Here is a 12,884-nt window from a genome sequence, read left to right on the forward strand (position 1 = left end):
AACCGGCCGTCAGCAGACGGCTTGGTGTTTCGTCAGGTTTTTGGCAGGGTGACGCCGCGTTGGCCCTGGTACTTGCCGCCGCGGTCCTTGTAGCTGGTCTCGCAAACCTCGTCGCTCTCGAAGAACAGCACCTGCGCGCAGCCTTCGCCCGCGTAGATCTTGGCCGGCAGAGGCGTGGTGTTGCTGAATTCGAGTGTCACGTAGCCTTCCCACTCGGGCTCGAAGGGCGTGACGTTGACGATGATGCCGCAGCGCGCATAGGTGCTCTTGCCGAGGCAGATGGTGAGCACGTTGCGCGGGATGCGGAAATATTCGACGGTGCGCGCCAGCGCGAAGCTGTTGGGCGGAATGATGCAGTAGTCGCCGTGCATGTCGACGAAGCTCTTCTCGTCGAAATTCTTCGGGTCGACCACGGTGCTGTGGATGTTGGTGAAAACCTTGAATTCAGGCGCGCACCGGATGTCGTAGCCATAGCTGGAGGTGCCGTAGCTGATGATCTTGTGGCCGTCGCTCTCGCGCACCTGACCGGGCTCGAAGGGCTCGATCATGCCGTTCTGCTCGGCCATGCGCCGGATCCATTTGTCGCTCTTGATGCTCATATGCGGTCGCTACTGCTGCTGCGGGGGGAGATGGCGCGAATTGTGGCATGCGCCACTGCCCTCCCCGCCGCCCCGGGTGCTACAGCGCCTGCGAAATCACCGTGCGCTCGACCAGGCGGTCATCGCCCAGCACGATCATCGCGAAGAGCATTTCTTCCAGCGTGCTCGCCAGTTTTGTCTTGCGCGCCAGCAGCGGCGTGGCCGCCGGGTTGAGCACCAGGAAGTCGGCCTCGCAGCCCGGCTGCAGGTTGCCCACCACGCCGTCGAGCCCCAGCGCGCGCGCCGCGCCGCCGGTGTGGCGCCACCAGAGTTCCGAAGGCGCAATGCTCAGGCCGGTCTTGGTCTGGCCTTCACGGCCGACGTAGTAGGCGGCCATCATGGTGTGGAAGGGACTGAAGCTGGTGCCGCCGCCCACGTCGCTGGCGAGGCCGTACGGATAGCCCACGCGGTCGGCCGCGCCGAAGTCGAAGAAGCCGCTGCCGAGGAACAGGTTGCTCGTCGGGCTCACGGCCGCCGCCGTCTTCGTCTCGCGCAGCAGGGCGCGGTCGGCGTCGTCGAGGTAGATGCAGTGGGCGTACACGGCGCGCTCGCGCATCAGGCCGAAGCCGGCGTACACGTCGAGATACGAGCGCGCCTTGGGGTACAGCTCGCGCACCCAGCTCACTTCGTCGCGGTTCTCCGCCACGTGCGACTGGATCCAGGTGTCGGCGTATTTGGCGGCCAACTCGCTCGCACCGCGCATCTGGGCATCGGTGCTCGCGGGTGCAAAGCGCGGCGCGATGGCATAGCCCAGCCGGTCGACGTTGTGCCACTTGCGGATCAGCGCTTCGGAGTCGATCAGGCTCTGCTCGGTTTCATCGCGCACGCCGTCGGGCGAATTGCGGTCCTGCAGCACCTTGCCGGTCATCATGCGCAGGCCGCGGCGCTGCGCGCCTTCGAAGAAGGCATCGACCGAGGCCACATGCGAAGTCGCGAAGGTCAATGAGGTAGTGACGCCGTTGCGCAGCAGTTCGCCGAAGAACACGTCCGCCACTTCGTTCGAATGCGCGGGGTCTGCGAATTTGCTTTCGGCAGGGAAGGTGTAGTTCTCGAGCCAGGGCAGCAAGCCCGGCGAGGGCGAACCGATGATGTCGGTCTGCGGATAGTGGATGTGCATGTCCACGAAGCCCGGCGCGAGGATGCGCCCCGGCAGATGGGTCACGTGGGCGCCGGGGTGGCGCGGCGCGACGGCGGCGTGGCTGCCGGCATCGAGCACGCGCTGGCGGCCGGTGCTGTCGGGGGCCACGACCAGCAGGCCGTCTTCATCGAAAACGGGCTGGCCGGCGGCGTCGAATCGCAGGAGGGAGGCGCGGTAGGCTTTTTTCATCGTGGGTGCGGAGGGTAATCCAGCCCCACCGCACCGCAATTTCCATGCGCATATGAGTGCTATATGCGGAACGCACTCACCGCGGCGGCAGCGCACGCGACTGGATGTCGAAGGGCACGCCGGTCGGCACGGGCCCGTCGCCGTCCTTGCGCTTGGTCAGCAGCGCGTACTTCGATTCGATGAAGTAGACGCGGTCGCCCCGCACCGCGCCCGACGAGGGGTCGTTGAGCCCTGTCACTACCGTCTGCAGGCCGAGCTTCGTGCCGTCGACACGCGCCACTGTGATCTGGCCACCGTAGGGGCCTTCGCCGAAGGCATTGCTCTCGAACAGCACGAACCGGCCGGGCTTCCAGGCGCGGATTGCGTCGACGTTCTTCAGCACTCGCGGCGCCTCGATGCGCGTGACCTCGCCGGCGTTGCCTTCAGCGCCCAAACCGATGCGCAGCACGTAAGGAACCGCCGCCACGAGGCTCACATAGACATCGCGTCCACCATCGATGGCGATGCCGTTCAGGCCCTTGTAGGGGCCCGGTCCGGCCAGCGCCGGGTCTTCCTTCCACACCGTGAGCGCGGTGGCGCCCGGTGCGAGCTTCAGCACGCGCGGGTGGTAGGAGTCGGTCACGTAGAGATTGCCGCGTGCGTCCTGCGCGAGGTCGTTGCAGTAGCCGCTGTCGGGCATTGCATAGCTCGCGCGCGGCGCGCCCGTGGCCAGGTCGTAGCGCTTGAGTGCGCTCGGCGTCTGCGGCACGGTGGTGAAGCCGCTGCTGCCCGAGCAGACCCACAGCGCCCGATGCTTCGCATCGACCAGCACGCCCTGCCCGTTCGCCAGACCATTGGCGCCTGGCTTCACGAGCACCTCGGCCTTCGGCGCGACACCCGGCTTCAGGCGCGCGACCGCGCCCTCGCGCCAGCTGCCGACGTAGAACGAACCGTCCGGGCCGATGGCGACGCTTTCCGGATACCAGTCGTCCGGCAAGGCCTGCACCCCGGTCGGCGCAGCCGAGGCCATCGCCGCCACGAACGCGAGCGACACGCCCCCGAGCAACGCGCGCACTCTCATTGCCACACGCGATACACGCGCCCCGTCTGCGGCCCTTCGACGCTGCGAACATAGGCCTGCGCAGCCTTCGCCGCCGACACCGACTCGAATCCGGGAAAGAACGACCCGTACAGCGGCAGCGACTCGGTCAGCACCGTCGGGCTCACCACGTTGATGCGGATGCCGCGCGGCAACTCGATCGCCGCGCCGCGCACGAAACCCTCGACCGCTGCATTGACGGCCGTGGCATTCGCGCCCTGGCGGATCGGCTCGTCCGCCACGATGCCCGTGGTCAGCGTGATCGAGCCGCCATCGGTCAGCACATGCTGGCCCAGCAACGCGAGCCGCACCTGGCCGAGCAGCTTGTCCTGCAGGCCGACGTTGAAGTCGGCCGGCCGCATTTCATTCAGCGGACCGAAGAACAGCCCGCCCGCCGCCGACACGATGGCATCGACGCGTCCCACCGCCGCATACAGCGCCTCGACGCTCGCATCGCTCGTGATGTCGACCTGGTAGTCGCCGCGCGTGCGGCCTGCGCGAATCACCTCGTGACCGCGCTCAGCCAGCGTCTGAGCCACCGCACTGCCAATTGCGCCCGTCGCGCCCACAACAAGAACCTTCATGGAGAACCTCGCCAAAAGTGAATCAACAAGCAGCGATTTTTTTTACGAACCGTTGATTTGATAAATTGCCATCTGGTTCGGCCATTCGAAACTCTGGATTCTCAATATGGACAAGCTCCGCGCCATGGAAGTCTTCGTCGCCACGGTGGATGCGGGCAGCTTCGCCGCTGCCGCCGAGGCGCTCGACCTGTCGGCCGTGATGGTCGGCAAGCACATCCGCGCGCTCGAAGAGCAGCTTGGCGCCCGCCTGCTGGAGCGCACCACGCGCCGCCATTCGCTCACCGAGATCGGCACCGCCTACCTCGAGCGCTGCCGCGACGTGCTGGCCAGCGTGCACACCGCCGACGGCGTGGCCGAGTCGCTGCGCGCCATGCCCCAGGGCGTGCTGCGCGTCACCGCGCCCGTGGCCTACGGCGCGCACCGGCTCACGCCGGTGATCGGCGACTACATCGCCGCCTACCCGCAGGTGAAGGTCGACTTGAGCCTCAACGACCGCGTGGTCGATCTCGCGGAGGAGGGCTTCGACTGCGGCATCCGCTCGGGCGCCGCGGTCGACGAGCGGCTCATTGCAAGACCGCTCGCGCTGGCGCGCATGTATGCCGTCGCCAGCCCCGCGTGGGTCGCGCGCCACGGTCAGCCGAAGCGCCCGTCCGACCTGGAGGCCTTTCCGCTGCTGGGCTTCGCGACTTGGGGGCCGAACCATTCGTGGCGCTTCACGCGCAAGGGCGAGACGGTGCACGTGCCGGTGCGCGGCCCACTCATCACCAACAACGGCCAGGCACTGCTGGCCGCGGCCATGGCCGGCGTGGGTGTGATCGTGCAGGCCGATGCGCTGCTCGGACCTGCACTCGCATCAGGCCAGGTGGTGCAGCTGTTGCCCGACTGGGAACTGCCCACGCGACAGGTGCACATCATGCGGCTGCCGGAAGCGCGGCCGAGTGCGAAGCTGCGGACCTTTGTGGACTTCGTGGTCGAGCGGCTGGGCTGAAAGATAGCGTTTAATGTCACTCATTCTGGACAAATTTTCAAATTTGTCTAACATGGGAGACACAATGCCCTCCACTTCCCCGCCCACCACAGCCACAGCAGACCGGCGCCTCGCAACGCTCGGCAGCCGCATTCATGCACACCGCAAGGCGTTGAAGGTCAGCGCTACCACCGCCGCAGAGGCAGCGGGCGTGTCTCGCATGACGCTGCACAGGATCGAGCGCGGAGAACCTTCGGTCACGATGGGCGCCTATATGAATGCGCTGGGAGCATTGGGTCTCGACGTCGATGTGGTGATGTCCACTGAGCCGCCAGCCCTTGCGCCGCTCCCAGGGGGCATTCGAATTGCCGATTACCCCCAGTTGCGCCGACTTGCCTGGCAATTGGCCCCGACCACCGAACTCACGCCCGAAGAAGCATGGGGAACCTACGAGCGCAACTGGCGCCATGTCGACACATCCGCACTGGACGCCAAAGAGCGCGACTTGTTGGAAGACCTGGCGCGCACCCTTGGCAGGAAGCCATTGCATGTTTGAACGGCCACACCATCAACGCGTCGCTCAGGTGCTGGCCTCACTCGACGCAAACCTGCTCGCCCAAAGCCATTGCTTCTTCGGCGGAGGCACGGCTATCGCGCTTCGCTACGGCGAGTACCGCGAGTCCGTGGACATCGACTTCCTCGTATCCGACATCGATGGCTATCGCCAACTGCGCCAACTGCTGACGAGGAATCAAGGCCTCGGCGCACTCGCACGCCAAGGCTCCGAGATTCAGCAATCGGCTGAACTTCGCGCCGATCAATACGGCATTCGATCGTCGGTTCGCGTAGACAACACCGAGATCAAGTTTGAAATCGTTCTCGAAGCGCGCATCGAACTTGAATTGCCGGGAGCAGAGGACCGAGTCGGCGACATCGCGACCCTTACGCCGCTCGACATGGCAACGAGCAAGTTGCTCGCAAACTCGGACCGTTGGGCCGACGACAGCGTCTTCAGCCGCGACATCATCGACCTGGCCATGATGAAACCCGGGGCGGCACTGTTGCGTCGAGCAACGAGCAAAGCCAGCCGCGCCTACGGCAACAGCATCGACACCGATCTCACCAAGGCCGCCGAGGCGCTGCTTGCACGACCGGGTCGAATGGACCGTTGCATGGCCGTGCTGCAAATGACTCCGACCGTGACGCCCGCGCTGCTTCGCCAGCGCATCAAGGCTCTGTTGCCTCGTGCTGCTCCCGCAGGTCAATAGAGCTAGCGCGCCACCCGCCCCTGCACGCCCTCGACCAGCCAGTTCATCTTCAGGATCTGCTCGTCGCTCAGTTGCGCGCCCTTGGCGATCACGACGTGACCTTCGTTGTCACGCACGTCACCGGCAGTTGCGCGAAACGGCTGCAGCTTGCCTGCCGCAATGTCCTTCTGCCGCGCCAGCACCTCGTCCTGCACGGCCTTGGGCACCTTCGTGCCGAAGTCGCCGACGCGGATCATTCCTTCCTTCACGCCGCCCCAGAGGTTGCCGCTTTTCCAGCTGCCGTCGAGCACGGCCTTCGCGCGCTGCGTGTAGTAGCCGCCCCACTGGTGCGTGACCGCGACGATCTGCGCGTCGGGCGCGATCTTGCGCATGTCGGAATGGTAGGCAATGGCCATCCTGCCGCGCTCCTGCGCCGCAGCCATCACGGCGGTGGAGCCTGTGTGGAAGGCGACAACGTCGGCGTTCTGGTTGAACAGCGCCATCGCCGCATCGCGCTCCTTCGGCGGATCGAACCACTCGTTGAGCCACACCACGTGCACCTTAGCGGCCGGGTTCACCGAGCGCATGCCGAGCGTGAAGGCGTTGATGCCCTGCAGCACCTCGGGAATCGGAAAGCCCGCAACGTAGCCCGCAATATTGGTCTTCGTCATGCGGCCGGCCGCGATGCCCGCGAGGTAGCGGCCCTCGTAGTAGCGCGCATTGGCGGTCGCCACGTTGGGCGCGGTCTTGTAGCCGGTGATCGATTCGAACTTCACCTCGGGGAAGTCCTTCGCCACCTTCAGCGTCGGCTCCATGTAGCCGAAGCTCGGCGTGAAGATGAGCGTGTTGCCCTGCTGCGCGAGGTCGCGGATCACGCGCTCGGCGTCGGCGCCTTCGGCCACGTTTTCGACATAGGTGGTCTTGACCTTGTCACCCAGCACCGCATCGACGGCCTTGCGGCCCTCTTCATGCTGGCGCACCCAGCCGGCATCGGTGACGGGCGTGACGTAGACGAAGCCGATCTTCAGCGGACCCTTGGCTTGCTGCGTTTGCGAGAAGGCGGGAGATAAAAAGCACGCGGCGGCCAGCGCCAGAACGGCGCGGCCCGCGAGGTTTTTGTACATGGTGTTCCTCTACATGGCCCCGGAAAAGCAAAACCCCGCAGCAGGCCGGGACGCCTGCTGCGGGGTGGGGATTTTATGCCCGAGCCGTCTAGGCGGCGCGGTAGCGCACCGCGGGCACGGTGCTGGACAACCGCCCCGACATCGCACGCCGCGCCGCATCGAAGGCATCCCACTCGGCAAGGTCGGGCAGCGCGGGAATCGTGACCTGCTCGCCCTGGTCGAGCCCCGCGAGGGCCGCGTCGACCATGTCTTGCGCGGTCATCACGATCTCGCTGGGCAGGTGCTCGATCGGCACGCCCGCGACGCCCCAGAACTCGGTGGCCGTCGCACCGGGCAGCACCGCCTGCACGCGCACGCCCTTGTCCTTCAGCTCGTGCTGCAGCGACTGGCTCAGCGCCAGCACGAAGGCCTTGGTGCCACCGTACACGCCGTTGAGCGTCTCGGGCGAGATCGCCACGATGGAGGCGATGTTCACCAGCGTGCCGGCGCCGCGCTCGACGAAACCGGGCACGGCCGCATAGGTGAGCCGCGTGAGCGCGCTCACGTTGAGCTCGATCATTTCCTCCATCCTGTCGATGTCCGAGCCGAGCAGCGGTGCGGCGGCGCCGAAGCCGGCGTTGTTCACCAGCACGGTGATGTCGCCGCGAGTGCGCAGCACGGCTTCCACGGACGCGATGTCCTTTCGGTCGGACAGATCGGCAGAAAGGACCTCGACCTTGTGCCCGGTCTCGTCCACGAGCTTCGCGGCCAGTGCGGCGAGGCGCTCGCGATTGCGCGCCACCAGGATCAGGTCGAAGCCGCGCCGCGCGAGGCGGTCCGCGTACACGGCGCCGATGCCCGACGAGGCGCCGGTGATGAGGGCTGTGCCCTTGCCGGGATTTGAAGTTGCAGTCATGGAGTTTCCTTTGATCGCCACGGGGTTGTGGCCATGAGGGGAAGTCTCCTCCTGCAAGGCTATGGCGTAAATGTCATATAAGCCACCTTTCAGGACATCCGGCGCTTCAGGCCGTGGCGGCCTCTTTCCGGGCCACTCGGCGCACGCTCTGCGGCGGCTGCCCCAGCGTGCGCAGGAAGGCGCGGCGCATGCGCTCGGGGTCGCCGAAGCCCGTTTCGCGCGCGACCACGCCGAGCGCAAGGCTGCCCTCGTCGATCAGCGCGCGCGCCGCCTCCACGCGCAGGTTCTCGACCGCATGCGCGGGCGAATGCCCGGTCTCTGCCTTGAAGGCGCGGCTGAACTGGCGCGGGCTCAGGTGCGCGACCTCGGCCAGTTCCTCCACCGAAAGCGTCTCGCGCAGGTTGGCCCGCGCATGCACCAGCGCCTTCTGGATGCGATCGGACTTGGGTTCCAGCTCGAGCAGCGCGGAGTACTGCGACTGCCCGCCCGCGCGGCGGTGATACACGACCAGCTTCCTCGCCGCGAACCGGGCAGCCTCCACGCCGAGGTCGTCCTCCACCAGTGCCAGCACGAGATCGATGCCGGCCGTCATGCCGGCCGAGGTCCACACCGGCCCGTCGTTGATGAAGATGCGGTCGGGCTGCACCCTGATGGCTGGATGGCGCTTCTGCAGTTCGCCCGCAAAGGACCAGTGCGTGGTCGCCCGGCGTCCGTCGAGCAGGCCTGCATCTGCCAGCCCGAAGGCGCCGGTGCAGATGCTGGCCACACGGCGCGCATTGCGCAGCCCCGCACGCAGAAAGCGGCGCATCTTCTCGGACGTGGGCGCGATGAAGAGCGCGCCGCTCATCACCAGCGTGTCGAACTTCGCCGTGCCGAAGCGCTTGCTGTCGGTGGCCACGCCCGACGAGCTGGTCACGGGGCCGCCCTCTTCCGACAGCAGCTCGACCTTGTAGACCGCCTTGCCGGCATGGATGTTGGCAAGCTCGAACGCCGCGATCGCAGCGAGGTCGAGGATCTGGAAGCCGGGAAAGACGAGCACGCCGATGCGTTTCATGGCCATGTCCTGAAAAGAGGGTTGCACTGAATGACGGACGCGAGGCTAGACGACCTGCGCTGACCGCGTTGGCGTGAGGGATACGCAGCACGGCCTTCCCGCGCGGCGATGGGTGCCGCCACCAATCGGCAAGCGCCAACCCGGCCGCGTCGTCCCACAATGGGCGCTCCCCATGACGCACCCGACAACAACGAACGCAACAAACGCCCCGCCAGCCGAGCCGGGCGCCCACACCCACTGGCAGCGCAACCTCGCCGTCTGCATGTTCGGCTCCTTCACCACCATCATCGCGATGACGCTGCTGCTGCCCTTCCTGCCGCTGTACGTCGAGCAGCTCGGCGTGAAGGACCATGCGGCCATCGTGCAGTGGTCGGGCGCGGCTTACGGTGCCACCTTCTTCAGCGCCGCGCTGGTCGCGCCGCTGTGGGGCCGGCTGGCCGACCGCTACGGGCGCAAGCCGATGCTGATCCGCGCGAGCCTCGGCATGGCGGTGGCGATGGCGCTGATCGGCCTTGCGGGCAACGTGTGGCAGCTCGTGGGGCTGCGGCTGCTGGCGGGGCTGCTCGGCGGCTATGCCTCGGGCTCGATGGTGCTGGTCGCAACGCAGACGCCCAAGGACCGCACCGGCTGGGCGCTGGGCACGATGTCGTCGGCCATCATGGCGGGCAACCTCGTGGGGCCGCTGGTGGGTGGCATGCTGCCGCCGCTGGTCGGCATTCGCAACACCTTCTTCGCGGCGGGCGCGATGATCTTCGTGGCCTTTCTCGCAACGGCCTTCCTCATCCGCGAAGAGAAGAAGGCGCCTTCCGCATCGAAGCAACGCGGCGCCTCCGACGACACCGGCTGGGCCGCCGTGCCCGACAAGCGACCGCTGGTCGCGATGCTCTTCACCGGCATGCTGCTGATGCTCGCGAACATGTCGATCGAGCCGATCATCACCGTCTACGTTGCCACGCTGGTCGAAGACCCGAACCGCGTGACGATGATGGCCGGCCTCGTGATGTCGGCAGCGGCGCTCGGTAGCATCCTCTCGGCCTCGTGGCTGGGCAAGCTGGCCGACCGCGTGGGTCACTGGAACGTGATCGTCGGCTGCCTTGCGGTGTCGGCACTGCTGCTGGTGCCGCAGGCCTTCGTCAGCTCGGGCTGGCAGCTGGTGGTGCTGCGCTTTCTGATGGGGCTGTCGCTCGGCGGGCTGCTGCCCTGCATCGCGAGCGTGATCCGCCACAACGTGCCCGAACGCGTGGCGGGCAACATGCTCGGCTACTCGACCTCTGCGCAGTACACGGGCCAAGTCGCGGGGCCGCTGCTCGGCGGCTTCGTGGGCGGGCACATCGGCATGCGCGCCGTGTTCCTCGGCACCTGCGTGCTGATGGCCGCAGGCGCCGGGTGGAACTGGCTGGCGAAGCGGCGCTGAAGAAGCACCGCTGCGCCCTCCTCCCTACTCGCTGATGGTCACGCTGCTGTAGGCGGCGTCGGCCTTGATCTCCGATTCGGAGAACGGCAGGCGCAGCCACTGCCCGGCGCTGTAGGCGCGTGTGTAGTCGGCGTTGTGCGGCGACGCCGGATCGTCCGACAGCGAGAAGGTGAGGAATGTGTGAGCTTCGACGCCCCCCGCGGGGAACCGCACGATCTGCATGTAGCTGTTGCCGTTGGGGTTGGCGTCCATCGTGTAGCCGCCCTTGTCGAGCCGGTTCTCCGAGCAAAGGATCGTGAAGTAGCCCTGGCCGTCGCAGCCGCCCGACAGCGGGATCTTCTGGCCGCTGCGCGTCACGAACAGCGTGTCGCCGCGCGGCGCGTCGAGCGCGTAGCCGCTGGCCTGCACGCGCAGCACTGCGGCGCCGAAGGCCTGCCGCAGATCTTCGGCGGCTGAAGTCTTGAGGCCACTCGGCGTGTTGATCGGATCGCTCGCGCTGAAAGGCACTTCATAGAGCCTGTCCGCAGGCAGGCGCGAGGCGCGCGCCCAGAACTCGTCCCACACATGAGCGCCGCGCGCCGAGGCCAGGCCGGTGTTGTTCCACGCCTTCAGCACCGCGCAGGCGGGTCCGGTGTCGACGCTGCGCGGCGGCGAGAACGCCTCACCGGTCTGCGCATCGCCCGTCACCGCAATGCGAGGCACGCCGCACACCAGCTCCAGCGCGCGGGCCTTGAACAGTTCTGCTGTGTAGGCGCGGCTGCCGAGCGTGATGCGCTCGACGGCATCGACCGTTGCGCCCTTGCTCGTGTCTTGCGCAATGAGGTGGCCGAGCCGCGTGCGGAATGTCTGCGCGTTGCTGCCCGTCGGGCCGAAGATGGCCGGGTAGCCCGTGAGCGGCGCGTTCGGGTTGGCGAGCCAGTAGCTGTCGTTCATGTTGGCGACGTAGTCGTCGCGCAGCAGGCTCGGCATGCGCGAAGGGCCGACTGCCCCCTTCTGCACCGAGTCGGCGTCGCTCTGCCAGTCGCAGGCACTGCGCGAGCCGTCGAACACCGGCACGCGCGGCAGCGCGGCCGCCATCGCCTTGCCGGCGGGCGTGGTGCAGCCAGCCATCTGCTCGGGCGACACGTTGGGCACCGCGCCGATGTCCGCATACCAGGCCTTGGCGCTGCCGCGGCCCACGGCCACGGTGTTGACCCAGGGAATCGCTGCCTCCTCGCGCTGGACGGCGATGAGCTCGTCGAGCGACTTCGCCTGCGCCCAGCGCAGCCAGGTGCGGAAGGTGCGGTAGTTGTCGGCGTTGATGTCGCGGATGGCGAAGGCCATGCTCTGGCTCCAGGCCAGCGCCGGGTTGATCGCGCCCAGGTTCACCAGCGGGCCGTATTCGGAGGTGTAGAGCGTGCGCGTCACCGGCTCGACCTTGCCAGAGGCCTGCTTCACGTTCACGGTGACAGCGCGGGCCTGCATCTTCACCACGCGACCGTCGCGCAGGTAGCTCGTGGCGTCACCCGGAGCGAGCTGCAATTGAAAGAGGCCGAAGCGCCGCGCCGCCGACACCGTGTGGCTCCACGCGATGTTGTCGTTGAAGCCGATCAGGATCACCGGCACGCCGAGGAAAGACGTGCCGCTGACGTCGAGCTGCCCCGGAATGGTGAGCTGCGCCTGATAGAAGCGGTCGGGACCGCGCCAGTACCAGTGCGGGTTGCCGAACAGCAGCGGGCTCGCGTCGCCTGTGCTCGCTGTGCCGAAGCCGATCATGTTGCTGCCCACGCCCGCCTCGCCGCCGACCTGCAACGCCAGCGGCTGCGCGCCGTGCTCCTCGCGTGACGACACCTTGGCGGCAGGCGGCGCCGCGTTCGCGATGTTCGAGAGGAAGTTGCTGTAGCCCGCCGCCAGGTTGGTGGCGTACATGCGGCGGTAGATGTCGTCGGCGCTCACCGGCCGCACCCACGCCTCGTTGCGGCAGGCCGCATGTGCGTTGCCTGCACCGGCACCAGCCTTCAGCTCGCGCACGTAGCGGTTGTAGCCAGCGGCAAAGCCTTCGACCATGCCGCGGATGCTGGCCGGCTGCGCGCGGGCCATGGCCCCCACCACGTCGGCCGTGATCACGTGCTTGTGGAAGAAGTCGGAGTCGATGTTCCTGGGCTGGCCGATGGTGCTCTTGGCCAGCAGCAACGCCTCGGCGCCGAAGAACTGTGAGCGCTCGCCGCGGTAGGTGAGAAAGCTGTCGGCCATGGTGCAGAGATCGTCCTGCGCCTGCGCATAGCCGTAGCCATAGCCGGCACCTGCCCAGTCGTCCGCCTTGATGTGCGGCACGCCCATGGCGGTGCGGCGGATCTCGGCCTTGTAGCTGCCGTGCGGTGGCGTTGAACGGTCGGTAATGCCGGTACATGCCACGAGGGCCATGGCAACCGGCACGAGAAAAAGCGACCCGAGGCCGCACTTGAATTTCGAGCGCATGCAGTGTTCCTGTTGTGTATGAGGAACGCAGCTGCGTGGGCGATGAGCGTGCGTGGCGCGTTCGGCGGCAATCTTAAGACGGGCGACGCGAACGCCTCG

General features: G+C 67.1%; 12 protein-coding genes. 4 read left to right on the plus strand and 8 right to left on the minus strand.

From position 1 onward, the window contains the following. Nucleotides 1–32: 32 nt before the first annotated feature. The 4 genes from dcd to ACTG4X_RS25125 form a co-directional block, all read right to left on the minus strand. A complete protein-coding gene (gene dcd, locus ACTG4X_RS25110) occupies nucleotides 33–599 on the minus strand; it encodes a dCTP deaminase (protein WP_093058509.1) in 567 nt (188 codons plus the stop codon). A 79-nt stretch (nucleotides 600–678) separates the two neighbouring features. Further along, on the minus strand, nucleotides 679–1,965 hold the full coding sequence (guaD, locus tag ACTG4X_RS25115) for a guanine deaminase (protein WP_440532193.1): 1,287 nt from the start codon (nucleotides 1,963–1,965) through the stop codon (nucleotides 679–681). Between the two features lie 76 nt (nucleotides 1,966–2,041). After that, on the minus strand, nucleotides 2,042–3,025 hold the full coding sequence (locus tag ACTG4X_RS25120; RefSeq protein WP_440532194.1) for a hypothetical protein: 984 nt from the start codon (nucleotides 3,023–3,025) through the stop codon (nucleotides 2,042–2,044). After that, complete coding sequence (locus ACTG4X_RS25125) at nucleotides 3,022–3,627, minus strand: short chain dehydrogenase (protein WP_097198527.1); 606 nt, start codon at nucleotides 3,625–3,627, stop codon at nucleotides 3,022–3,024. The genes ACTG4X_RS25120 and ACTG4X_RS25125 overlap by 4 nt, the downstream gene beginning before the upstream one ends. Before the next feature lie 106 nt (nucleotides 3,628–3,733). Here ACTG4X_RS25125 and ACTG4X_RS25130 point away from each other — a divergent pair, with 106 nt between their 5' ends. The 3 genes from ACTG4X_RS25130 to ACTG4X_RS25140 all read left to right on the plus strand — a co-directional run bounded on the left by ACTG4X_RS25130 (nucleotide 3,734) and on the right by ACTG4X_RS25140 (nucleotide 5,862). Beyond that, the gene (locus tag ACTG4X_RS25130; RefSeq protein ID WP_097198526.1) at nucleotides 3,734–4,615 is read left to right on the plus strand and encodes a LysR family transcriptional regulator; all 882 of its coding nucleotides are present in this window, start codon (nucleotides 3,734–3,736) and stop codon (nucleotides 4,613–4,615) included. Between the two features lie 64 nt (nucleotides 4,616–4,679). After that, nucleotides 4,680–5,150, plus strand: a complete 471-nt coding sequence (locus ACTG4X_RS25135; protein ID WP_093058539.1) for a helix-turn-helix domain-containing protein — start codon at nucleotides 4,680–4,682, stop codon at nucleotides 5,148–5,150. Further along, a complete protein-coding gene (locus ACTG4X_RS25140) occupies nucleotides 5,143–5,862 on the plus strand; it encodes a nucleotidyl transferase AbiEii/AbiGii toxin family protein (protein ID WP_093058513.1) in 720 nt (239 codons plus the stop codon). Before ACTG4X_RS25135 ends, ACTG4X_RS25140 begins: the two co-directional genes overlap by 8 nt. A gap of 2 nt (nucleotides 5,863–5,864) precedes the next feature. On the opposite strand, the gene ACTG4X_RS25145 is transcribed toward ACTG4X_RS25140, so the two are convergent. From ACTG4X_RS25145 to ACTG4X_RS25155, 3 genes are all read right to left on the minus strand, one after another. Beyond that, complete coding sequence (locus ACTG4X_RS25145; protein ID WP_440532195.1) at nucleotides 5,865–6,965, minus strand: BMP family ABC transporter substrate-binding protein; 1,101 nt, start codon at nucleotides 6,963–6,965, stop codon at nucleotides 5,865–5,867. A gap of 88 nt (nucleotides 6,966–7,053) precedes the next feature. Further along, a complete protein-coding gene (locus tag ACTG4X_RS25150) occupies nucleotides 7,054–7,860 on the minus strand; it encodes an SDR family NAD(P)-dependent oxidoreductase (protein ID WP_440532196.1) in 807 nt (268 codons plus the stop codon). Nucleotides 7,861–7,966: 106 nt separating this feature from the next. Then, nucleotides 7,967–8,914 (minus strand): GlxA family transcriptional regulator, encoded by a 948-nt coding sequence (locus tag ACTG4X_RS25155; RefSeq protein ID WP_440532197.1) that lies wholly within the window; start codon nucleotides 8,912–8,914, stop codon nucleotides 7,967–7,969. Nucleotides 8,915–9,086: 172 nt separating this feature from the next. Here ACTG4X_RS25155 and ACTG4X_RS25160 point away from each other — a divergent pair, with 172 nt between their 5' ends. Next, on the plus strand, nucleotides 9,087–10,328 hold the full coding sequence (locus ACTG4X_RS25160; RefSeq protein ID WP_440532198.1) for an MFS transporter: 1,242 nt from the start codon (nucleotides 9,087–9,089) through the stop codon (nucleotides 10,326–10,328). A gap of 24 nt (nucleotides 10,329–10,352) precedes the next feature. On the opposite strand, the gene ACTG4X_RS25165 is transcribed toward ACTG4X_RS25160, so the two are convergent. After that, nucleotides 10,353–12,785 (minus strand): penicillin acylase family protein, encoded by a 2,433-nt coding sequence (locus ACTG4X_RS25165; protein WP_440532199.1) that lies wholly within the window; start codon nucleotides 12,783–12,785, stop codon nucleotides 10,353–10,355. Between the last annotated feature and the right edge of the window lie 99 nt (nucleotides 12,786–12,884).

Origin of the sequence: Variovorax sp. YR566 (assembly GCF_051992195.1) — a bacterium.
Lineage (GTDB): Bacteria > Pseudomonadota > Gammaproteobacteria > Burkholderiales > Burkholderiaceae_C > Variovorax.

Excerpts from the sequence above, each read along its gene's own strand:
- ACTG4X_RS25145 (WP_440532195.1), bottom strand. The coding sequence starts at position 6,965 with ATGTACAAAAACCTCGCGGGCCGCGCCGTTCTGGCGCTGGCCGCCGCG.
- dcd (WP_093058509.1), bottom strand. The coding sequence starts at position 599 with ATGAGCATCAAGAGCGACAAATGGATCCGGCGCATGGCCGAGCAGAAC.
- ACTG4X_RS25125 (WP_097198527.1), bottom strand. The coding sequence starts at position 3,627 with ATGAAGGTTCTTGTTGTGGGCGCGACGGGCGCAATTGGCAGTGCGGTG.
- ACTG4X_RS25155 (WP_440532197.1), bottom strand. The coding sequence starts at position 8,914 with ATGAAACGCATCGGCGTGCTCGTCTTTCCCGGCTTCCAGATCCTCGAC.
- ACTG4X_RS25160 (WP_440532198.1), top strand. The coding sequence starts at position 9,087 with ATGACGCACCCGACAACAACGAACGCAACAAACGCCCCGCCAGCCGAG.
- ACTG4X_RS25140 (WP_093058513.1), top strand. The coding sequence starts at position 5,143 with ATGTTTGAACGGCCACACCATCAACGCGTCGCTCAGGTGCTGGCCTCA.
- ACTG4X_RS25150 (WP_440532196.1), bottom strand. The coding sequence starts at position 7,860 with ATGACTGCAACTTCAAATCCCGGCAAGGGCACAGCCCTCATCACCGGC.
- ACTG4X_RS25130 (WP_097198526.1), top strand. The coding sequence starts at position 3,734 with ATGGACAAGCTCCGCGCCATGGAAGTCTTCGTCGCCACGGTGGATGCG.
- ACTG4X_RS25165 (WP_440532199.1), bottom strand. The coding sequence starts at position 12,785 with ATGCGCTCGAAATTCAAGTGCGGCCTCGGGTCGCTTTTTCTCGTGCCG.
- ACTG4X_RS25120 (WP_440532194.1), bottom strand. The coding sequence starts at position 3,025 with ATGAGAGTGCGCGCGTTGCTCGGGGGCGTGTCGCTCGCGTTCGTGGCG.
- ACTG4X_RS25135 (WP_093058539.1), top strand. The coding sequence starts at position 4,680 with ATGCCCTCCACTTCCCCGCCCACCACAGCCACAGCAGACCGGCGCCTC.
- guaD (WP_440532193.1), bottom strand. The coding sequence starts at position 1,965 with ATGAAAAAAGCCTACCGCGCCTCCCTCCTGCGATTCGACGCCGCCGGC.